This is a genomic window from Loigolactobacillus jiayinensis (genome assembly GCF_003946445.1).
GTDB classification, from domain to species: domain Bacteria; phylum Bacillota; class Bacilli; order Lactobacillales; family Lactobacillaceae; genus Loigolactobacillus; species Loigolactobacillus jiayinensis.
In genome coordinates, this window is record NZ_RHOF01000028.1 from 30,639 (window position 1) to 52,997 (window position 22,359).

The following is a 22,359-nucleotide window of genomic DNA, read 5'->3' on the forward strand; positions in this document are numbered from 1 at the left end:
TTCCCTCCATTTATTGTATTCATATGTAATTAAAAAGTCTGTCTTTTTCAAAACAGACTTTTTAATCTAACCTATTTACTTAAAAAATCTATTATTTATTATCTTTGCGGCGTTTGTCCAATGATCCAAAACCGAATAACGATGCTAAAGCAACCATCATCAAACCAAAGATCGACATAGATGTATTTTCCGATTCGCCGGTTTGTGGAAGCGTTGTTGCTGTATACTTTCCAGCGTTTGCAGTGTTTCCATTAAGATTAGAATTGGTTGTAGTTGCACCATTACTAGCATTGACAGCAGAACCTGTTGTATCTGATTCTACACCTGTACTTGAACCGTTACCAGCACCTAATCCTGTACCGACACTTGAACCGTTACCAGTACTTGATCCTGTACCGTTATTTGAACCTGTACCGACGCTCGAACCATTGCCAGTGCTTGATCCTGTACCGTTACCTGAACCTGTACTGATGCCTGAACCATTGCCTGAACCATTGCCTGAACCATTGCCTGAACCATTGCCAGTGCTTGATCCGTTACCAGTGCTTGTACCATTACCGGAACCAGTACCGGTGACAGGCAAAACAGTGACCGTAGTCGTTACTTCTTTAACCACACCATCAACTGAAACATACCGCATTACTACAGTATAGATACCAGCTTTATTCATGTTAACGTTACTGATATATTCAACCGTTCCAGTCAAAACATCGGCATTATTAAACGTAGTAACTTGCTTGTAATTTGCCTCTGCTTTGGCATCGTTACCTTTACTATTGTTCAAAGTAGCAATGCTATCAGTGATTTTCCAAGTTCCACCATTTGCAGCATTAGCAACGACAACATTTTTACCAACTAAGTTTTGATATGGTAAATCATTCCCCACTAAGTTGTTACCCACGTTGTTGTTACCTACATTATTATTACCAACGTTGTTATTACCAGTGTTATTGTCACCAACGTTACTGTTACCATCATTTCCTGATCCAACGTTATCTGAACCGTTGTTAGAATCGCCAGTATTGTTGTCACCGGAATTACTATTACCAGTGTTGTTATCACCACTGTTATCAGAGCCTGAATTACTGTTACCAGTGTTGTTATCACCGCTGTTGTCAGAACCCGAATTACTGTTACCAGTGTTGTTATCACCAGTATTGTCGGAGCCACTGTTGCTGTTACCTACATTACTGTCACCGGTGTTGTTATCCCCGGTATTGTTATTACCAGTGTTAGTATCGCCGCTGTTATCAGAACCTGAGTTGCTATTACCAGTATTGTTATCGCCACTGTTGTCGGAGCCCGAGTTGCTGTTACCAGTATTGTTATCGCCACTGTTATCAGAGCCCGAGTTACTGTTACCAGTGTTGTTGTCGCCAGTATTGTCAGATCCACTATTGTTGTTACCTACATTACTGTCACCGGTGTTGTTATCCCCGGTATTATTATTACCAGTGTTAGTATCACCGGTATTGTTATTACCAGTGTTAGTATCACCACTGTTGTCGGAGCCCGAGTTACTGTTACCAGTGTTGTTATCGCCACTGTTGTCAGAACCTGAGTTGCTGTTACCAGTGTTGTTGTCGCCAGTATTGTCAGATCCGCTATTGCTGTTACCTACATTACTGTCACCAGTGTTATTATCACCGGTATTGTTATTACCAGTGTTAGTATCACCACTGTTATCAGAACCTGAGTTACTGTTACCAGTGTTGTTGTCACCACTGTTGTCAGAGCCCGAGTTACTGTTACCAGTATTACCATCGCCACTGTTACTTGTCCCAGTGTTGTTATCGCCGGTGTTATCAGAGCCTGAGTTGCTGTTACCAGTGTTGTTGTCGCCAGTATTGTCAGAACCACTATTGCTGTTACCTACATTACTGTCACCAGTGTTATTATCCCCGGTATTGTTATTACCAGTGTTAGTATCACCGCTGTTATCGGAGCCTGAGTTACTGTTACCAGTGTTGTTATCGCCACTGTTGTCAGAGCCTGAGTTGCTGTTACCAGTGTTGTTGTCGCCAGTATTGTCAGAACCACTATTGCTGTTACCTACATTACTGTCACCAGTGTTATTATCCCCGGTATTGTTATTACCAGTGTTAGTATCACCGCTGTTATCGGAGCCCGAGTTACTGTTACCAGTGTTGTTATCGCCACTGTTGTCAGAGCCTGAGTTACTGTTACCAGTGTTGTTGTCACCACTGTTGTCAGAGCCCGAGTTACTGTTACCGGTATTACTGTCACCACTGTTGCTTGTCCCAGTGTTGTTATCGCCACTGTTGTCAGAGCCTGAGTTACTGTTACCAGTGTTGTTGTCACCACTGTTGTCAGAGCCTGAGTTACTGTTACCGGTATTGCTATCACCACTGTTGTCAGAGCCCGAGTTACTGTTACCGGTATTACTATCACCACTGTTACTTGTCCCAGTGTTGTTATCGCCGGTGTTATCAGAGCCTGAGTTGCTGTTACCAGTGTTGTTGTCACCACTGTTGTCAGAGCCTGAGTTACTGTTACCGGTATTACTATCACCACTGTTACTTGTCCCAGTGTTGTTATCGCCGGTGTTATCAGAGCCCGAGTTGCTGTTACCAGTGTTATTGTCGCCAGTATTGTCAGATCCGCTATTGCTGTTACCTACATTACTGTCACCAGTGTTATTATCGCCGGTGTTGTTATTACCAGTATTAGTATCACCACTGTTATCAGAACCTGAGTTGCTGTTACCAGTGTTATTGTCGCCAGTATTGTCAGATCCGCTATTGCTGTTACCTACATTACTGTCACCAGTGTTATTATCGCCGGTGTTGTTATTACCAGTATTAGTATCACCACTGTTATCAGAACCTGAGTTGCTGTTACCAGTGTTGTTGTCACCACTGTTGTCAGAGCCCGAGTTGCTGTTACCAGTGTTGTTGTCACCACTGTTGTCAGAGCCTGAGTTACTGTTACCGGTATTGCTATCACCACTGTTACTTGTCCCAGTGTTATTATCACCGGTATTGTTGGAACCTGAGTTACTGTTACCGGTATTGCTATCACCACTGTTATTGTCGCCGGTATTATTATCACCGGTGTTACCAGTGCCATCATTTGTGCTAGTAACTAGAATTTGGATAATTTGATCTTCACCATCTGTAAATGTATATGTTCCAGATGTTTTTTGCCCATCTGCTAAATCATAACCAACTGGAACATCACTTTCACTTATCGTCCAGTCAGTATCACTGCCGACTACACCGCTTAAGGCTGCCCCTGATCCGACTACAGCGCCTGTAGCAGAATCAATATATTGTATATTTGCAGTTTGATTAACTTCATAATGATAATTAACAATATAAGCACCATCGCCTTCGGAAGTTAGCGTTTCGTATTCATTTTCTAATGCAACTAATGCGCTATCAAGCGTCTTGCCCCAAGTAGACAATAAAATAACATTTCCATCATGTAATGTGGCAGTAGAACTAGCAAAGTCAAATGTATAGCCAGGTACCGTTGCGGGCGTAGGAACGATAATATCTTCTCCATTTTTAAAAGTTATATCTTGTGAATCCGAAATTGTTTTACCATCACTTGTAAATTCAATTGTAATCGATGAATCATATGGCGTAACCGTCAGTGTAGCTGGTGCAGTCTTAATTGTTTCTTTTTGTCCACTAGCTGAAATTGTTGCAATAACATAATATTGGTCGCCGTCATCTGTACTTGTAGTTGCAGCAGTCGTGTAACTTGTCCCTGTTGCGCCAGAAATTGCTTTGCCATCTGGACCATACCACTGGTACGTGATCGTAGCACCAGCTGCAGAGGATGGAATTCCATTAATGGTAAATGTTGCAGGTTGTCCTTCATGAACAGTCTTATCATCAACACCAGTACCAACTGTAATGGTATCACTTGTACCTGAAACCGTTGTGCCATCCCTATTTGTGACGGTGGCGGTAATTGTGGCAGTTCCTTTACCAACTGCTGTAACTACACCATTAGCATCAACCGTTGCTACAGAATTATCACTTGAGGTCCAAGAAGTCACTTTGCTAGTTGAACCATCTGGTGTCAGTGTTGCCGTAGCTTGAGTAGTTCCGTTATAGGTTGAACTCTTGCCGCCAGCAGTAACAGTCGCACCAACAATTAGATAGTTATCATCTGTTGCAACGGAAACTGAAGTGGCAGGTACAGGCTCAGCTACAGTTGTCACAGTTGCAACATCTGAATAATAATTCGTAGTGCTACCAAGTGGAAGTCCAAAAAGCGTTACTTTTTCAGTAGCCTTAATTTGATAGTACATAGTTCCAGTTATTGATGGGACTACATTAAAGTTACCAGTTGCATTTGTTTTACCTTCCGTCCAAGTTACGCCATCCGTACTTGAATAAATTGTATATGAAGGTGTAAGTTGTACCGATCCTAACGAGATACCTGCTAAACCAAGTGAAGCTAAGTTATCAACAATCCCATACGCCAAATGTGCATTGACTGCTGCAGTATCACCCAATACGATTGTTGAATCGGTTGGTTGTGATGAAATACCAGTAGTCAAATAAACGCCAATAATCGAACTTGGATCAGCAGATACTGTTCCTTTTCCGTTCACTGTTGCTGCAGCAGCGGCTACGATTACTGTCTGTACCACTCCAGTTTGTTCATAGATTGCTTGAGCAGAAGATAAAGCGGCTGCCAAGGCTGCGGACGATGGATCAACTAGGGTCGTTACTGCAGCAGAAGTAGCTACAGAATTAGCTGCAGTGGCAATTGCGCTAGCTGAAGCCGCGTTAGTCGTATCTGTATTTGCAGTCGTTGTTGGTGTCGCTACGTCAGAAACTGCGGCGCCATCATCTGTGCTGGCCGTACCAGTTGCTGGCGTTGCCGTAGCATCGGTGCCCGTTGCGGTTTGTTGCGTTGTTTCCGCAGTATCCGTATCAGTTGCGGCAGCTGCTGCAGAAGCCGCAGTACTGGTAGTAGCAGTATCAGTACTTGCTGGATCAGAAACATTCTGAGCAGCAGAAGTATCACTTGCTGTCGTTGAACCAGTAGTCGTTGTATCAGTTGCGGTGGAAGTTGCGTTAGTACTCGAAGCTGCAGTGCTTGAAGCAGTACTGTTGGTTGCTTCACTAGTCGACGTCCCACTTGTTGCATTTGTAGTTGTATCCGCGGTTGCAGCAGTACTTTGATTATCAGATTCACTGCTTACTGATGTTGCATTCGAAGTGACTGCATTAGAGGCAGCGGTACTAGTTGAAGTAGTTGAGCTAGTACTAGTTGCTGTAGCACTAACTGCTGCTTCACTAGTAGCTACCGTACCGGTCGTATTTTCTGTTGTAGCTGTACTCTGATCATTACTAGTTGCGGTGCTTAAAGTTGCCGCACTATTAGTGGAAGAACTCGAATTTGTACTAGAACTAGTGCTTGCCAAGGCAGCAGTCACCGCCGTCTCACTAACCGGCGCTTGACCACTGGTGGCTGAACTATTAGCACTTGTTGTAGAAGTTTGCGTAACTGTTGCGTCATTATTTGCACTTACAGTATCTGCGTGCGCAACTACTCCAGGACCAAAAGCCAAGGTAAACGTTGTCAATCCAGCGAATAACCAAAATTTGCCAGCCTTATACATCCGATAATGAACTTTGCTTGTTTCCCGGCGTAATTGCAAGTTCTTATTGCGCTTGGATATATTTTTGCTTCCCCACTGCATACGAACATCTCCTAAAATTTTTTGACCTAAAATAAGTATATAAATAACTAAAGTTTGAAATGTTGATCTAGCGTCATAGCTATATATTCAAAATAAGTGATTTTTTATATCAAATATAGTTTCAACAATATTCACACCTAATAATAGCTCTTTTATCATAAAAGTAAACTATTTTTTACCAATTTATATTTTTAAAAATATATAAGCTATCAAAATTAAATATATTCTTTATTATTACAGATCACTAATTAGCCTATTTGACCAGTTTTCAGCTTGCTTCCATAAATATTTTTGTCTATAATCACGAATAATATAAGCTATTTTAATTTACTTATTTTTTAAAAATTCAGATATTTCTATGTGATAGTTTTCTGAAAAAGGCTATAAATCCGCTTTTGCAACTTATAATACTGTATTCTACAGCTGATAGCCGTAATAAATAAGCTGGTGTTAAACTATTTATTTTTTCTTAAAAATAATTTAAGTTTAGTTTCAGTAGGCAAGCCAGCGTATAGAATCAAATTAACTTATCTTAGTTAATCGTGATATTTCTTAATCACTAACATATATATATAATTTGGCTTTTTATGAAAAATAAAATACTAGGACTATATTTTTCATCTTTGCTATAGTTCATTAAACAAATATCTTTTCATTTAAATGTATATCGTTATTGTGAATATAACAGTCAATAGTGTTCAACTAGATGATAGAAAAGTGAATAATAGCAAAAAAATAACATGGTAGTAAAGCTATGGTACAGCTTTACTACCATGTTATTCATCAGGGACTACCAGCCGTTTATCTTAGCAATAACGCCATATTCGCTAAGAATAGCTTGATAATTTAATAGATCATCACTTTGTAGTTGTTTGACGTCTGCTAAAGCGTAATCACGGCCCAAATCGCGATACTTTTTTAAGCCAAATTGATGAAACGGTAACAGTTCAATATTAGTAATGCCCATTTTTTGAAATAGTTCACCAAAATGATGCGCATTACTTAAGTCATAATTGAAACCAGGAATAATCGGAATTCGGACGGTTAAAGCTTGTTGCGCATCAATGGCTGTTTGCAGATTTTGTAAAATCAGCTCATTACCACCACCCGCTCCCTGCCGGTGTTGCTGGCTATCCCAATGTTTGCAATCATAGTACATGAAATCCATTTGCTGCATAAACTGCTGAAAAACCGCCGGTGCCGCGTAACCAGTCGTTTCACACATTACACTAATTCCGGCGGCATGGATTGCTTGTGCTAGTTCAATGGCAAACGGCGCTTGAAACAGAACCTCACCACCGGAAAAAGTAACGCCACCACCTGATTCAGCATAGAAATCACGATCCTGTAAAATAACTTGCATAATTTCAGCTACTGTTTTGTATTCACCAATCATTGTCGGTGTTTGCTTTTGTTCATCATACATCGTTTCTGGACGGCCAGATTGTGATTCCGGATTAGCACACCACTTGCACCGTAAGGGACAACCTTTGAAGAAAACCACCGTCCGAATTCCCGGTCCATCATTCAAACTAAATTTTTGTATATTGAAAATTAAACCTTTATCAGTCGTTGTCAAATTACTCATAGCTTGCACCTCCATTTTCAGTTTTACCATAACACACAATTATTCAAACGTAAATAAAAATAGTTTCTTTCAAAAACCAGCATTTTGCGATAACATGGTAGAATAGACTTATACTAAATTTCTTAAGCACCTATTTGTAAGCGCAGGAGGTCACACATGGCGAAACGTAGTGAACAATTATTAGAAATCGTTAATCAGAATAAAAAAATAGAGGTCAATCGCTTAGCTGAACTTTTACAGGTTTCGAAAGTAACGATTCGTAAAGATCTAACCGAACTAGAACAGCGCGGTTTATTACAACGGCGGCACGGTTACGCCATTATCAATAATCCGGATAACTTAAGTTTCCGCTTAGCACAAAATTACGATACCAAAGTTAAAATTGCAAAATTAGCGGCTGCACAGGTCACTGAAAACGAAACAATCATGATTGAATCCGGCTCAACCTGCGCCCTGTTAGCTGAACAGCTTGGACGACAGAAGAAACACGTCACGATCATCACAAATTCGTATTTTATCGCCAACTTTGTTGAAAAGTTTGACAACATCGAAATCATGCTACTAGGCGGCGAATACCAAGCTAATGCAGAAGTAGTTGTTGGACCGTTAGCAAAGATGCTCCTGCCTAACTTTCACGTCAAAAAATTATTTGTTGGCACAGATGGCTTCGCAGCTGATACCGGCTTTTTCAGTAATGATCTAATGCGTGCAGAAATCGTGCAAGCTATGGCACAGCAGTCTGATCAAGCTATTATCTTAACTGATTCCAGTAAATTTAGTTCTCCTGGTGTGGTCAAGCAACTCCCGCTAAGCGCTGTTGCTACAGTGATTACTGACCAACAAATTCCAACAATTATCCGTGATTTATTAGAGCAGAAAAAAATCGATTTACGTTTAGCCTAACTTCAAAAGCAATGACTAAGACCTAGATTAAATTAGGGGTCAGTCATTGCTTTTTATTTTGTGTTTTAGTTATTTACGTGTTATTATACATTCGTAAGAAATAATAAAAAGTTTCGTTCGATAGGAGGAGCTAAAATGCAAGTTGTTGAAAAAACCGTTAAAAACCATTTTGGAACATTGAGTCCACGGATGACACGCTATCGAGAGACCATCCTTGAAGCCAAACCTTACGTTGATGCTGAACGCGCCATTTTAACAACCCAAGCTTACCAAGCACATCAACACGAACAGGTTGATGTGTTACGCGCTGAAACCTTGGTCAATATTTTAGAGCACATGTCGCTTTACATCGAACCAGATTCGCTATTAGCTGGTAACCAAGCACGGCAAAATCGTTGGGCACCAATTTATCCTGAGTATTCAATGAATTGGGTCGTCGATGAGCTGGATCAATTTGAAAAACGACCTGGCGATGTTTTCTACATTACTGAAGAAACGAAACAAGAATTACGCGAAATTGCCCCATTTTGGAAAAATAATACGTTGGAGGATCGTGGCTATGCAGCTTTTCCACCTGAAAGTCGCTTATTCTATGACTTAGGTATTATCGGCGCTGATGGTAATATTACCTCCGGCGATGGTCATATCGCCGTTGACTACAAAAATGTGATCAACAAAGGCTTAAAATGGTACGAACAACGCGTACAAACTGCTATGGCTAAGCTTGAATTAACTGATATTAATGACCAAAAGAAGTTTTACTTTTATCAAGCAAGCTTAAAAGTTATCACTGCCGTTAAGGATTTTGCTCAACGCTACGCTGATCTAGCGCGACAACAAGCTGAACAAGCCACTGATCCGGCAAAACGTGCTGAGCGTTTACAGCTAGCGCAGATTTTAGAAAAAGTGCCTTACACGCCAGCGACTACTTTTTATGAAGCCATTCAATCCGTTTGGCTAGTTCATTTAGTCTTACAAATTGAATCCAACGGTCACTCAGTTTCCTACGGTCGCCTCGATCAGTACCTTTATCCATTTTATCAGCATGATATTGAAAGCGGTATTATAACAGATGAGCAAGCTACTGAACTGTTGACTAACCTCTGTTTAAAAACATTGACTATCAACAAGATTCGCTCTTGGGCACACACTGAATTCTCGGCAGGTAGCCCACTATATCAAAACATCACGATCGGCGGCCAAACACCAGACGGTCACGACGCAGTTAATCCGTTATCTTATCTGATTTTACGGGCGATTGCGCAAGCGCATTTACCGCAACCTAATTTAACCGTGCGTTACCATAAAGGCTTAAGCGATAAGTTTATGCGTGAATGTGTTGAGGTTATCAAGCAAGGTTTGGGTATGCCCGCATTCAACAATGATGAGATCATCATCCCCTCGTTTATCCGTCGTGGTGTCAAAAAAGCTGATGCCTACAATTATAGTGCCATTGGCTGTGTTGAAACCGCCGTACCAGGCAAATGGGGCTATCGTTGTACTGGGATGAGTTTCATTAATTTTCCGCGGACGTTGCTAATCGTTATGAACGATGGTGTTGATCCTGAATCCGGCAAGCGAGTTTTACCTGGGTACGGCAAATTTACTGATATGCACCATTACGCTGAACTCACCGCCGCTTGGGATAAATCTTTACGTGAAATCACGCGCCAAAGTGTAATCATTGAAAATAGTTGTGATCTTGCCTTAGAACAAGGTTACCCTGATATTCTTTGTTCCATGTTGACCGACGATTGTATCGGTCGCGGTAAAACGATTAAAGAAGGCGGCGCGATCTATGACTTTATCAGCGGGTTACAAGTTGGTATTGCCAACTTAGCCGATTCGTTGGCCGCAATTAAACAATTAGTTTTTGAGCAACAAAAAATCACCCCTACCGAATTATGGCACGCGCTGGAAACTGATTTTGCCAATGCGGATGGTCAACGGATCCAACAAATGTTGCTGAATGATGCCCCTAAATACGGCAATGATAATGATGCAGTTGATGACTTAATTGTTGACGCTTATCAGCCTTATATTGACGAAATCGCTAAATACAAAAACACGCGGTATGGCCGCGGTCCAATTGGTGGCCTGCGATACGCCGGTACTTCATCGATTTCAGCTAATGTCGGTCAAGGCCATAGCACTCTAGCCACACCTGATGGTCGCCACGCACGGACCCCTTTAGCCGAAGGTTGTTCGCCGGAACACGCAATGGATATTGCTGGACCAACTGCTGTCTTCAAATCCGTTTCTAAATTGGCGACTGGCGACATTACCGGTGGCGTCTTGCTTAATCAGAAAATGTCACCACAGATCCTACGTAGTGATGAAAGCTGCATGAAATTAATCGCCTTGCTGCGGACCTTCTTTAACCGACTACATGGCTACCATGTGCAATATAACATTGTCTCCCGTGACACTTTGATTGCCGCACAGAAACAGCCCGCTGATTATCGTGACTTGATTGTTCGCGTCGCCGGCTACTCTGCTTTCTTCGTTGGCCTATCTAAAGAGACTCAAGATGATATTATTGCCCGCACCGAACAATCACTTTAAACGAAAGAAGCTGTCATTATGGAATTTCTACTTGATACGATTCATTTAGCTGATATTGAAAAATATGCCGCTATTTTACCTTTAGCCGGCGTCACTTCTAACCCAACAATCGTTAAAAAAGAAGGCAAAATCGATTTTTTCCCACATATGCGGCAAATTCGCCAATTAATTGGCCCTGATGCTTCCCTGCACGTCCAAGTTGTTGGCCAAACCGTTCCCGCGATGCTCGCTGATGCCCACACTATTTTGCAGAACATTGACGATGCCGTTTACATTAAGGTTCCAACCACTGAAATCGGCCTAGAAGTAATCAAACAATTGAAAAAAGAAGGCCATCACGTCACTGCTACCGCTATCTACACCAAATTTCAAGGTTATCTGGCTATCGCGGCTGGCGCAGACTATATCGCACCCTACTATAACCGCATGGAAAATATGAATCTTGATGCTGCAGCAACCGTAGCTGGCTTTGCCCAAGCAATTCAACATTCTCATGCAACCACTAAAATTCTAGCCGCCAGTTTTCACAATGTCGGTCAGGTCAATACCGCCTTTGAAAATGGTGCTCAAGCAGCTACTATGGGTGTTGATATTATTCAGGCCGCACTGACAATGCCAGCAATAGGCCAAGCGGTCGCAGATTTCACTAGCGATTGGGAAAGCCTTTATGGCGTGCATCAAACAATTAGTGATCTATAACTACTAAAAGGGACCGAGTTACGCACATTATCTGTGTGTAACTCGGTCCCTTTTGCATGATCTAACTGAGTTTTCCACCTAAAAACTGACTTATTAACATTAATCAGTGCTTAACTCAGGTCTTAGCCCAGTTAAAGCAGCACTATTAACAGGTGGATAACTTTTATTTTTCAATTGTCCACAGCCTAGCCCTGTAGCAACGCAACTACTAGTACGAGTAGCGCGCCCAGAAACTGAATAATATCAAACAGAAAATGCGTCAGTATATTTTGCCAAATATCACGCGACCAATAATAGATCAGCGCGTACCATGCACCCACCGCCATGTAAGGTACCATGGCTAGAACATTCCCGTCAAAGTTATTCCAATGCGCCAAACCAAATAGTACTGCTGACAAAATGAACATCAGCCAGGTTAAAATACCACGCCGGCGCCATTGATAGAATAGAACATGCCGGAAAATAATTTCTTCGGTGAATGGCGCCATTAATACTGTCAAACTAGCAATCAGGCCAACGGTAGCGGTTTGCACGCTGAGCAGATCTGGCGTTGTCCCTACCGCTAATGGTTTGAGCACCCAGCGTACCGCCGCTAAAATTGCGTATGATACGAATACCCCACCAATTGCCCACAGACTGTGGATAAACCAGTGCTGCTTAAATCGTTGCCAATCGCTTTTCAACACATCACGAAATAACCAAACAGCGACACAAAAACCAATGAAGAAAACCAAATCCATTAGAATGGCGCGACCTAATTGGTGCTGCGCCAGCTTTATGACCTGTGGTGCAAGTGCTAATTCCACTGGGACGATCAAGCAAGCAATCACTGTTTTGACTAAGGCAATGGGTTGCCGTTCAACACGCTTGGTGAAGGTCGGTTGCCGTTCACGGCGCACTCGCTGTTGTAGCGCACTTTTATTCAATAAGGACACACCTAACAACGTGAATACCACCGCATAAATAACGCTAGTAATCAAGCCAACGCCAATTACATTGCTTGCTAGTCCAAAAGTAATTTTGCTAAAACTAACTATGATCGTCTGACCAATAAGTGGCCACCATAAGTTTTTGGTCAGCAGATACACTGCCGCAAAGAAGAAACCAACACCAAATGCCGCCAGCAGTTGCGCACTAGTATTCAACAAGTTGGCCCCACGATTGCTAACAGATAGACCCACTGCAAAAATGAAGCCACTGATCATCGCTGTGATGCTAGGACTTAAACGAAACTGGTCGCGCGCAAAATTAACCACTAGCCCGCAAAAAATATATGCCGCCGTCAGCGCAACAACTAGTCCGAGCGCTAATGCCCATAAAATCGTGCCCAGCGTTAACTGATTGTGTGGCTGCAATATGATATCGCCAATGACCACCACCGCTACTGGCAGCACTAAATACCAGTGCCGAAAATCAAAGCGCCAGCTGATGCGTTGCTGAAAATAAACATGATTTAGCACTAGCCAAATCAGCAATACAAGGCTGGCAGTCACAAATTGCTGTACTGGTGCCACTGCAAACGTTAAAAAATTAAAGGCCCAGTTTGTGAGTACACCAACAATTAGCTGAATAAACAAGGTTATAAAAGCCATACCACCAATAAAAATCGGTAAATTTCGGCGCATTTACCTCACCTCCACTAAAACGTTTACTCTGACTATAGCAGACCTTATTTTAGATGCCAACTCTGAGTAACTACAGACCACTCAACAAATTTTACACAACCTTTACACAGCAGTAATACTAGTTAACGCCCTTATCTAGTATAATCAGCTTACGGACAAAAACTGATAAATGCACCTAACAAACAGGAGGAATCTAGTTGGAAGTAAGTATTGGGTACTGGATCGGCTTTTTCGTTTTTATTGTGGTGATGCTGGCACTGGATCTTGGCGTGTTTCATCGTAATAACGAGACGCCGACGATCAAATCATCGCTGCTTTGGAGTGGCTTTTGGATCGGCTTGGCCTTCATTTTTGCTGGCGGTATTTGGGCACTGGCTGGCGGTCAGCACGCATTGGACTTCGTCACTGCCTATCTACTGGAAAAATCATTGAGCATTGATAATATTTTTATTTTCATTCTCGTATTTAACTTCTTCAAAATCGACGCTAAATACCAGCACCGACTACTGTTCTGGGGCGTTTTCGGTGCATTAGTGATGCGTGTGCTCTTCATTTTTGCCGGTGTCGTCTTGTTAGAAAAATTCAAATGGTTAATGATCGTCTTCGGCTTATTCCTAGTCTTCACCGGCGGCAAAATGTTGTTTGAAAAGGAAGAATCTGGCGACTTAAATCAAAATATTATCATCAAAAGTTTACGGCGTTTGTTTCCGTTTAAGGAAGACGCACCCGTGGCCAAATTTTTCGTCAAAGTTAACGGCAAACGTTTTGCGACTCAGTTTCTGATTGCGCTCCTATTCATTGAAGCATCAGATCTGCTGTTCGCAGTCGACTCCATCCCCGCCGTTTTATCGGTTTCGCAAAATAGCTTCATCGTGGTGACCTCGAATATCTTCGCCATTATGGGCTTGCGCTCCTTGTACTTCGCGGTCAGCGGTATTCTACCATTGTTCCGCTACATCAAATACGCATTAGCTGCTATCTTGGCCTTCATTGGTTTCAAAATGGTGCTAAACGAAGCAGCACATTACCTCCACTTTGATTGGCATATCTCTAATATTGCGTCATTGATCGTCATCATTGGCTTGATCAGTCTTTCAATCGTCGCTTCAATTATTGCCGATCGCGCAATGCAGCGTAAACGACTATAACAATGTAGCCCACGTAAATTAAAACTTACGTGGGCTTTTTTTCGCACTTACCTAATTTGCTCTAAATCACCTAGGCCTGGGGTTAGCCGGCAAACAAAAAGACTTGTCCTCAAAGAACCAGTCTTTTTCATTCATACCTATTTACATATTTTTAACCCTAGTAATCGTTTATTCAACAACGTCAATAAATTCATAACGTTTAGATTCTGCGATTGTCCTAGTGACCAATAGTAAACTTGTTGTGTTGCTGCGATTGGTTCTACCGGCGGTTCTGTTAAAATTAACAAATCAGCCGATTGCAAGTCAGCACTTAAAGCCACTGTTTCGCTTAAAATATTATTTAATGCTGTCATGATCCAATCAACTTGTTCACGCGGTAGTTGGTCAGTCAAATAAAGTGATAATTTAATTTTGGGCACCATAACGGTTAAACTAGGAACAATATTTTGCATGATCAACGTGACAATTTCAGGTTTTGTCATTGCGTAATCAGCGGTTTGCGCTTGCTCCACTAAGCCTTGGATCTGCGCCAAATAGCCTGATTCTAGCGGTACATGATCATTATCGCTCATAATCGGCAATTCTTCATGACGCGAATAAGCAATTAGTGATGCTAGATAAAATTCGTGGTGCCGATTGGCTTTATTTTGCAAAAGTGTCCCCAGTTTAGCTGCTAACTGAACATCTGCCATATTTAACATGGCTTCATTAACGACTACGTAAGGCGAGGCAGCCAAAATATATTTGATCCAGCTTAACTCCTGCAAAATAACTGTCGTTGGCACATGCAGTTGGACTGCGCAAGTTGTTACCAACGATTCCGGAATTGTTGGATCCGTATAGTCCGTTTTAAGCCAATGCTGTTCCGACAACCGGCGAAATGAAATTGCTAATAAATTAGTTAATTTCAAAGTATGCATTTGATCGTGCTTACCGCTGAATAGTTGCTGGTCAATGAGCTCAACTAGATTTTCTGTTTTTCCAGGCAGTGGTACTTGCTGATTAACAAAATTATATATATACCAGTAAAACAAGCGGATTTGCCGTTCATCACCTACTAATCGATTGCTATTAACTGAATACTTGAGCTTAGCCTGCTTCAGGTAAGTCTTTAAATAGCTCAATCGCCGTTTCAGCGTTGTTACACTGCAATCCAGAGCCTTCAATAAATCTGTCAAATTTGAATGGACTAATAAAGAATTAGCTAACGTGCGAAAACCGATCGATTGCTCAATTAACTGACAAGTGACCTGTGTTGGTGTCGCCAGTGCTTGTTCTTCGATAGTAATCACTTGTTCCAAATGATTATAAACGTAGTAAGTCTGTTGATATGGCCATTGTAGTGTCTGCGCAGCCAAACTCAAATTATGCATCGGCGTCCGATACAACACCTCATACAGCTGAATATATTGTTGTTCGATCCGCCGTAAAAATAAATCAGCGATCATTTAAACTATCCCCTTTTTACCTAATAAGTGGCCGATAAGTTCCTGTAAATTTTTGTAAGTATTATAGTAAATAAGTGATTTAAACTTATCCGCCTTTAAATTGAAAAAATTAAACCCGTCCAAAACAGGACCCCATCACCCAAACATGCGCTAAAAAGCGTTCCTACATCTATACCGGCTAACCAGATCAATCTACTTTGAACATAGATTCGTATTATTGTGTAGCTATTAGGGCCAACTAGCGTATCTATAAGTTAAATTTTAGAATCACATTCTATTAAGTGTTATTATTTTTATTGATTTATTTTCACTCATTATAACGGAGAATGACTGTAAACGCACGCACTTTCCATTATTTACTTGAATTTCATTTCAAATCTGCCATTTAACACCAGATTTAACAAAGAGCCAAAAAAAGACCACCAACATTCAAATGTTAGTGGTCTTTCCCTTAAAGCATTAGCCAAATGTTAAATTAGATTTCTTCTGGAACCAATTTAACTGGTTTTGTACCCATCCAGCCAACGATTTCTTTAACTGTATCTTCAATAGCTTTTGTCCCTGGTGCTAATAACTTACGAGGGTCAAAGCCTTTACCTTCTTGGTCCTTGCCAGCTTCGATATATTCACGAGTAGCTTTAGCAAAGGCTAATTGGCATTCAGTATTGATGTTCAATTTAGCGACACCCATTGAGATAGCTTTTTCAACTTGGTCTTGAGGAATGCCTGAGCCACCGTGTAATACAAGTGGTTGTTTGATAACGTCAGCCAATTCTTGTAAACGATCGAAATGTAAGCCAGTCCAGTTAGCTGGGTATTGGCCATGAATATTACCAATACCAGCAGCTAAGAAGTCAATGCCAGTTGCAGCTAATTGCTTAGCTTCTTCAACGTCAGCTAATTCGCCTTCGCCGACAACGCCATCTTCTTCGCCACCAATAGAACCAACTTCAGCTTCAACGGAAATGCCTTTAGGATGAGCCAAGGCAACGATTTCCTTAGTCTTTTCTAAGTTTTCAGCAAATGGTAAATCATGACCATCAAACATAACGGAGTTGTAGCCAGCAGCAATTGCAGCTTTAGCAGCTTCGTAGTTACCATGGTCTAAATGCATTACAACAGGAACTGTGATGTTCATGCTCTTGATCGTTGCTTCAACTAATTGTTGGCAAAGTTCATAACCACCCATGTACTTTGCAGCGCCCATTGAAGTTTGGATCAATACAGGAACGTTTAATTCTTGAGCAGCACCTAAGATAGCGCGTGTCCATTCCAAGTTGTTTGTGTTAAATGCACCGATAGCATAATGACCCTTACGAGCAGCAGCAAACAGTTCAGTACCATGTACTAATGACATAAATATTAGTCCTCCTAAATTGTATTACAAGGATTAAAGCGTGATTTAAATATCGCCCAGCTCAATGCATGACTAGTTTACCAAATTAACGATACCGTAAATAATTTAGCAAATACAAGCAAGCAAAAAGAAGAAACTGGCATTTAAATAAGGTTTAATCGGCTTGTACATTTACTGTTTTATTCTACCACATATCCAGAAATAATGTGACTGTTTTTTCTGAAAAATCGCTTCAACTTTCAGAATTAAATTGGCAGCGCTTTATTATAATTGACGCAAATACCATACATCACACGCACTATGTTCACTACCAACTAATGGCGCCGCCAGTCGTTGAAAGTTATATTTATGATATAACTGATTAGCTGGCTCTAATATACTAAAAGTTTCCAAATATAGTTGCGTATAATATTGTTGCGCAAAGTCTAAAGTTTGCCGCATTAGCTGATGGGCCAAGCCTTGCCCCCGAAATTCTGGTGCAATGTACAATTTTTGCAATTCGGCAATCTTCTTGTCCGCATTGAACATACCAATGCCAGCACCGCCTGCAATTTTGCCAGTTGCAGTGACTAATACCCAATACTCACTGTTCGGCAATTGGGCGTAATATTCAGCTAAATGATCTAGCTGCGGATCAAAGTAAGCTGTACCCGGTAAATTCAAATGGTACGCGGCTAACGCTTGCTGAATAATGGCTTTGACCTGCAAATTATCCGCTGGCGTAATTTTACGAAGTTGCATTTAATCAGACCTTTTCTCAATTAAGTTACTATAAACTTACGCAAAACTAACGTTAACGTCAATAGCCTTGACTAAGATTGACCTGATTTTGCTTTAACTCACCATTAGTCAAAAATTGTTGCAAATTAGTTAGGAAAATTTGATTTGCTGCGCGCATATAACCATCAAAAATACCAGCAAGATGTGGCATCAACAACACATTATCTTGTTGCCATAGCGGATGGTCGGCTGGTAGTGGTTCCTTTTCGAATACATCTAGCGCCGCAAACCCAACTTGGCGCTGTTGTAGTGCTGCTAGTAACGCTGTAGTATCAACCGATGGCCCACGACCAACGTTAACAAAAATCGGCTGCCGCTGTAATTGATTAAAAAAGTCAGCGTTGAAAAAGTGCTTGGTAGCTGCTGTTAGCGGCATGATATTAACGATCACATCCGCTTCAGCTGCCACCGTTTGCGCTTCAGCCATGGCGTAAGTGTGCATAAAGTTGGCCGCCGAATGACCACTACGATTGACACCACTAGTTTGCATGCCCACCGCTGTGGCTAGTTCAGCAATTCGCTGACCAACATGGCCGGTCCCATAGATCAACATTTTTTTACCTTGCAATCGAGTTAATTGCTGATGCTCTGGCTTATGCCATTGCGCCTTCGTCTGTTGCACTGCAGCTACTTGTAGGCCCCGCACGTGCATCAATAACATGCCCAATACCGATTCAGCAATACCTTCTGCATGAATACCACTAGTGTTCGACAGTAAAACATGCTGTTGTTGCAACTGTGCTAACGGCAACGAATCAACGCCTGCCGAAATTGTCTGGACCCACTTGACCTGATTATCAGCTTGAGCTACTAGCTGCTGGCCCACCGCATCCCAACCGTAAATAATATCGACCTGTGCCAAGTCAGCCGTTGTTGCTTGATCAGTGGTCAACAGCTGTACTCCTGCTGGTAATTCAGCGCGTAAGTGGTCCAATGCTGCATTTTGCTTCACTAAAGCTAAGATTTTTGTCATCCTCAACACCTCACTTAAATGTTAGTATAAGTATACCGCGCTTACTTACTGACAGCCTGTTTAAAGTTTGTTAATGCAAGCTTCAAAATTATATGCTAAAGCCGTCACAAATTCTTCATAATTCTGCTTTATAGTAAACAACATAGATAAGCGAAGCGCTTTAGCCAATCAAATTTGATTCACTTTAGCGCAGCGTAGGTCTATACCCAACAACCAGATAACCCTAACTTTTTCATTCTCCTCCAAAGTATGAAAAAAGAGTTTACGCCCTCCCAACGTAAACTCACCCCAACTCCTTTTTGCCACCGGTCACCCAGCCGGTGGCTTTTGTTATTTTCGAATCATTGCGCCGATGACAATGGCACAAAACATTGCCGCTGCTGCCATGTATAAGGCATAGCGACTCACCTGAGGCCCACGTTCTTGATCGTGGCGCACTAATAAATAAATTCGATAAATCACCAAGGCGACGACTAAAACTAACGCCAAATAAAATAAACTAACAAATAACGTGACCATGACTAGTCCCCTTTAAAAATTTTATTTCAACTATTATTAAAAATAAAAAAGGACCAGCAGTAATCTGCTGATCCAACCATTAAACACTAACTCCGGCTGTCGGACTCGAACCAACGACATTCTGATTAACAGTCAGACGCTCTACCAACTGAGCTAAGCCGGAATAACAAAAACTAGTATAGCTGGCCTAGCTTAAAATTAAACTTGATTTTGATGATAATTAAATGAGAAAACGTTAGATCAAAGTTAGTTAAGCGACCCCTTTAATGTGCATTGCACAGTCGCTCCTTACATGTTATAAGATATCACACTCAGCCGAATTTATGGTATAATGCGGCTAAGTTCTTATTTTCATGCTTTTTTTCGTAGCTTGTTTTATTTTTAGTAATCTAAATACTACGAAATTTTGTTTATCGCAAACTGCGATTTTAAATTGGAGGGGTACCTTATGGATGCAACGGATCGTAAATTATTGAATATTTTACAAAAAAATGCCCGGACTTCGTTAAAAGATCTTGCCCAACAAGCGTTTATCTCTGCGCCCACTGCAGCAACGCGTTTGAATCACTTAGAACAATCCTTACTCCAAGGCTACCGCGCCCAGGTCGACTATAAATCACTAGGATATGTAATAAAAGCTTACGTTAGTCTTGACTTGCAACCAACGCAAAAACCTCAATTTTATCGGTTTGTCGGCGGCACACCGAATGTTTTAGAATGCGATTGTATTACTGGCCAGTACTCGATGATCATGAAGGTCATCTACCGCTCTACTGAAGAGCTGGATAACTTCATCAACCATTTACAAGCATTTGGCCGTACAACCACGCAGATCGTTTTCTCTAACGTAGTTGCTGATCGGGGCATGCAGATTGAAGATCAGGTAAATTAAGATGGATAACTTAAAGCAAACAATTAAACAATTAGCACAAGCAGAGCCGAAGACGTTAGAACAACAGGCGCTTAAACTTAGCGAAGAAGTCGGTGAAGCGGCCGAAGCGCTATTATCGATGGAAGGTGTTTCTGGCGACGGCTACAAAAAGTTGACTGTCGCTGACACAAAGGAAGAATATGTTGATGTGTTGCTAGTCACCTTTGCTATCCTTGAAAAGCTTGGCACCAGTGATGCTGAACTAACTACATTATTGCAAAACAAACTTAGCAAGTGGCAAGCAAAACAAGCTTAAAGCGTTGTTCACCACTGCAACTTATGCTATGCTTTTTGAGGAAATATTAGGAGTAGTTTAGTAATAGAAAGGATTTTTCCCATGACTGATGTAATTAAAATTGCCTATCTTTACGAAGACTTAATGAACACTTATGGCGATAGTGGTGACGTTAAGATCCTCAGCTATTTATTGAAGCAACAAGGCTACACCACTCAAGTTGACGATGTGAGCATCGACACACCTGAATTTGACGCACAAGATTACGACTTTCTCTTTTTTGGTGGTGGCCAAGATTTCGAGCAAACGGTGATTGCCAAGGATTTATTGCGCCACAAGCAGACTGTTGCTGACTACATTGAAGCCGGTAAACCAATGCTGGCCATCTGTGGTGGTTATCAATTATTAGGTGACTACTACGAAACTAGCGCTGGTACGACGATCAAAGGCTTGGGCATTTTACCGCTACACACAATTTTCAAAGCCGATGCCCGAATGATCGGTGATACTGAATTTGAAACTGAATGGGGCACAGTCAAAGCGTTCGAAAATCACAGTGGTCGGACTTACTTTGACGATAAAGACAAGTTGCAGCCATTAGGTAAAATGGTCACTGGTTATGGCAATAACCCAGAAGATGGTGTGGAAGGCATGCGCTATAAAGGTACTATCGGTAGCTATTCCCATGGCCCATTGTTGAAAAACCTCAACTTAGCTAAGGTGCTAGCTAAACAAATTATTGCTAACCACACCGCCCGTTTAGCGGCTGACCCAGCATAATCCGCCTTGCGACCGAGTACTTTTCAGCACAATTTTGACATAATATACTCACTATCATTCTGAAAGGTTGTGACCGGCATGTTTTTTTGGGATCCTACCTATACCCTAGTTATCATTGGTCTATTGATTTCAATGGCTGCTTCCAGCTACGTCAATCGTACCTTTAAACGTTACGATACTGTTCGTAGTCGTAGCGGGGTTACCGGCACTGACGCGGCACGCTATATTCTGCAACAGTCTGGTATTACCGACGTATCTGTACAAGAAATTAGCGGCGAGCTAACCGATAATTACAATGGTCAGACTAAAATCCTTAGCCTATCAAGCTCGACAGCACAATCAACTTCGGTTGCTGCAATTGGCGTTGCTGCTCATGAATGTGGGCACGCGGTACAAGATAAGCGCAATTACATCCCCATGCGTTTGCGGACAGCAATCGTACCCGTAGCTAATATTGGATCAACACTTTCTTTCCCCATCATTATCTTAGGTGTGATCTTAGGCATGAATCATACGTTGATCAATATCGGGATTGCTGCCTTTTCATTAGCCTTACTTTTTCAGCTAGTTACCTTGCCAGTGGAATTTAATGCGTCACACCGTGCCATTACAATTCTCGCTTCCGGCGGTATCTTGGCGACTGATGAAGTACCCATGGTTCGCCGCGTACTAACGGCTGCAGCATTAACCTATGTAGCAGCTGCATTAGCTACCTTCTTACAATTACTCCGCTTGATCATCTTATTTGGAAATAATAATCGCGATTGATCAGCTATACAAAAAAGGAAGCAACGCATAAAAATAATGCGTTGCTTCCTTTTTTGTACGCACCTTTCAGGTTCATCAAACTTTTATCTTTGATAGTAAATTTATTGTACCGTTAAAAATGTTAAAGTAAAATTAGTTTTCGTGCATTAAATTACTCATTATTAGTTGAATAAGCAAAATGAGATTCAGTCAAAAATAGTCAACATTTTTGACTTGATTAGACCGAGTGACAATCAACTACGCTAAAAAGTCGATTTAAGTTAAAAAATTATTGTTAATTTTATTTAAATTTCTGGAAGAGAGTGTCAAATTTTATGTGTAAATAGAAAAGCCTCTCGTCTTTTTCTTTAA

Annotated in this window: 16 protein-coding genes and 1 tRNA gene; 8 read left to right on the forward strand and 9 right to left on the reverse strand. The window is 41.4% G+C overall.

The genetic code is table 11. The features are described from left to right. Window positions 1-91 precede the first annotated feature (91 nt). Entirely contained in the window at window positions 92-5,689 is a 5,598-nt protein-coding gene (locus EKM80_RS08225) for a KxYKxGKxW signal peptide domain-containing protein (protein ID WP_125552638.1), read from the reverse strand. 790 nt (window positions 5,690-6,479) lie between these two features. After that, window positions 6,480-7,277: a glycyl-radical enzyme activating protein gene (locus EKM80_RS08230; protein ID WP_125552639.1), complete on the reverse strand. Its 798-nt coding sequence runs from the start codon at window positions 7,275-7,277 to the stop codon at window positions 6,480-6,482. Between the two features lie 156 nt (window positions 7,278-7,433). On the opposite strand from EKM80_RS08230, the gene EKM80_RS08235 reads away from it, so the two are divergent. The 3 genes from EKM80_RS08235 to EKM80_RS08245 all read left to right on the forward strand — a co-directional run bounded on the left by EKM80_RS08235 (window position 7,434) and on the right by EKM80_RS08245 (window position 11,444). Further along, window positions 7,434-8,180, forward strand: a complete 747-nt coding sequence (locus tag EKM80_RS08235; protein ID WP_125552640.1) for a DeoR/GlpR family DNA-binding transcription regulator — start codon at window positions 7,434-7,436, stop codon at window positions 8,178-8,180. A gap of 135 nt (window positions 8,181-8,315) precedes the next feature. Continuing rightward, entirely contained in the window at window positions 8,316-10,745 is a 2,430-nt protein-coding gene (locus EKM80_RS08240) for a glycyl radical protein (RefSeq protein WP_125552641.1), read from the forward strand. Between the two features lie 18 nt (window positions 10,746-10,763). Beyond that, entirely contained in the window at window positions 10,764-11,444 is a 681-nt protein-coding gene (locus EKM80_RS08245) for a fructose-6-phosphate aldolase (RefSeq protein ID WP_125552642.1), read from the forward strand. A 185-nt stretch (window positions 11,445-11,629) separates the two neighbouring features. Here the strand turns inward: EKM80_RS08245 and EKM80_RS08250 are convergent, their stop codons facing one another. Next, window positions 11,630-13,069, reverse strand: a complete 1,440-nt coding sequence (locus EKM80_RS08250; protein WP_225418843.1) for a CPBP family intramembrane glutamic endopeptidase — start codon at window positions 13,067-13,069, stop codon at window positions 11,630-11,632. A 197-nt stretch (window positions 13,070-13,266) separates the two neighbouring features. Between EKM80_RS08250 and EKM80_RS08255 the strand changes: the two genes are divergently transcribed. Continuing rightward, on the forward strand, window positions 13,267-14,217 hold the full coding sequence (locus EKM80_RS08255; RefSeq protein WP_125552643.1) for a TerC/Alx family metal homeostasis membrane protein: 951 nt from the start codon (window positions 13,267-13,269) through the stop codon (window positions 14,215-14,217). 137 nt (window positions 14,218-14,354) lie between these two features. Here the strand turns inward: EKM80_RS08255 and EKM80_RS08260 are convergent, their stop codons facing one another. From EKM80_RS08260 to EKM80_RS08285, 6 genes are all read right to left on the reverse strand, one after another. Then, a complete protein-coding gene (locus tag EKM80_RS08260) occupies window positions 14,355-15,665 on the reverse strand; it encodes a helix-turn-helix domain-containing protein (RefSeq protein WP_125552644.1) in 1,311 nt (436 codons plus the stop codon). A 475-nt stretch (window positions 15,666-16,140) separates the two neighbouring features. Next, window positions 16,141-17,022 (reverse strand): class II fructose-1,6-bisphosphate aldolase, encoded by an 882-nt coding sequence (gene fba / locus EKM80_RS08265; protein WP_125552645.1) that lies wholly within the window; start codon window positions 17,020-17,022, stop codon window positions 16,141-16,143. Window positions 17,023-17,286: 264 nt separating this feature from the next. Then, window positions 17,287-17,763, reverse strand: a complete 477-nt coding sequence (locus tag EKM80_RS08270) for a GNAT family N-acetyltransferase (RefSeq protein WP_125552646.1) — start codon at window positions 17,761-17,763, stop codon at window positions 17,287-17,289. A gap of 58 nt (window positions 17,764-17,821) precedes the next feature. Next, complete coding sequence (locus EKM80_RS08275) at window positions 17,822-18,775, reverse strand: NAD(P)-dependent oxidoreductase (RefSeq protein ID WP_125552647.1); 954 nt, start codon at window positions 18,773-18,775, stop codon at window positions 17,822-17,824. A gap of 330 nt (window positions 18,776-19,105) precedes the next feature. After that, on the reverse strand, window positions 19,106-19,294 hold the full coding sequence (locus EKM80_RS08280; protein ID WP_125552648.1) for a hypothetical protein: 189 nt from the start codon (window positions 19,292-19,294) through the stop codon (window positions 19,106-19,108). Between the two features lie 90 nt (window positions 19,295-19,384). Continuing rightward, window positions 19,385-19,457, reverse strand: a tRNA-Asn gene (locus EKM80_RS08285). A 285-nt stretch (window positions 19,458-19,742) separates the two neighbouring features. Here EKM80_RS08285 and EKM80_RS08290 point away from each other — a divergent pair. The 4 genes from EKM80_RS08290 (at window position 19,743) to EKM80_RS08305 (ending at window position 22,008) form a co-directional block, all read left to right on the forward strand. Next, a complete protein-coding gene (locus EKM80_RS08290) occupies window positions 19,743-20,186 on the forward strand; it encodes an Lrp/AsnC family transcriptional regulator (RefSeq protein ID WP_125552649.1) in 444 nt (147 codons plus the stop codon). A gap of 1 nt (window position 20,187) precedes the next feature. Beyond that, window positions 20,188-20,481, forward strand: coding sequence for a MazG-like family protein (locus EKM80_RS08295; protein WP_125552650.1), 294 nt, complete (start codon window positions 20,188-20,190; stop codon window positions 20,479-20,481). 81 nt (window positions 20,482-20,562) lie between these two features. Then, window positions 20,563-21,240: a type 1 glutamine amidotransferase gene (locus EKM80_RS08300; RefSeq protein ID WP_125552651.1), complete on the forward strand. Its 678-nt coding sequence runs from the start codon at window positions 20,563-20,565 to the stop codon at window positions 21,238-21,240. 78 nt (window positions 21,241-21,318) lie between these two features. Then, window positions 21,319-22,008 carry a zinc metallopeptidase gene (locus EKM80_RS08305; protein ID WP_125552652.1) on the forward strand — a complete coding sequence of 230 codons (690 nt, stop codon included), beginning with the start codon at window positions 21,319-21,321 and terminating at the stop codon, window positions 22,006-22,008. The last annotated feature ends 351 nt before the right edge of the window (window positions 22,009-22,359 follow it).

Bases quoted from the DNA above. Each gene is read 5' to 3' on its own strand.
- EKM80_RS08225 (WP_125552638.1), bottom strand. From the start codon at position 5,689: ATGCAGTGGGGAAGCAAAAATATATCCAAGCGCAATAAGAACTTGCAA.
- EKM80_RS08230 (WP_125552639.1), bottom strand. From the start codon at position 7,277: ATGAGTAATTTGACAACGACTGATAAAGGTTTAATTTTCAATATACAA.
- EKM80_RS08235 (WP_125552640.1), top strand. From the start codon at position 7,434: ATGGCGAAACGTAGTGAACAATTATTAGAAATCGTTAATCAGAATAAA.
- EKM80_RS08240 (WP_125552641.1), top strand. From the start codon at position 8,316: ATGCAAGTTGTTGAAAAAACCGTTAAAAACCATTTTGGAACATTGAGT.
- EKM80_RS08245 (WP_125552642.1), top strand. From the start codon at position 10,764: ATGGAATTTCTACTTGATACGATTCATTTAGCTGATATTGAAAAATAT.
- EKM80_RS08250 (WP_225418843.1), bottom strand. From the start codon at position 13,069: ATGCGCCGAAATTTACCGATTTTTATTGGTGGTATGGCTTTTATAACC.
- EKM80_RS08260 (WP_125552644.1), bottom strand. From the start codon at position 15,665: ATGATCGCTGATTTATTTTTACGGCGGATCGAACAACAATATATTCAG.
- fba (WP_125552645.1), bottom strand. From the start codon at position 17,022: ATGTCATTAGTACATGGTACTGAACTGTTTGCTGCTGCTCGTAAGGGT.
- EKM80_RS08270 (WP_125552646.1), bottom strand. From the start codon at position 17,763: ATGCAACTTCGTAAAATTACGCCAGCGGATAATTTGCAGGTCAAAGCC.
- EKM80_RS08275 (WP_125552647.1), bottom strand. From the start codon at position 18,775: ATGACAAAAATCTTAGCTTTAGTGAAGCAAAATGCAGCATTGGACCAC.
- EKM80_RS08280 (WP_125552648.1), bottom strand. From the start codon at position 19,294: ATGGTCACGTTATTTGTTAGTTTATTTTATTTGGCGTTAGTTTTAGTC.
- EKM80_RS08290 (WP_125552649.1), top strand. From the start codon at position 19,743: ATGGATGCAACGGATCGTAAATTATTGAATATTTTACAAAAAAATGCC.
- EKM80_RS08295 (WP_125552650.1), top strand. From the start codon at position 20,188: ATGGATAACTTAAAGCAAACAATTAAACAATTAGCACAAGCAGAGCCG.
- EKM80_RS08300 (WP_125552651.1), top strand. From the start codon at position 20,563: ATGACTGATGTAATTAAAATTGCCTATCTTTACGAAGACTTAATGAAC.
- EKM80_RS08305 (WP_125552652.1), top strand. From the start codon at position 21,319: ATGTTTTTTTGGGATCCTACCTATACCCTAGTTATCATTGGTCTATTG.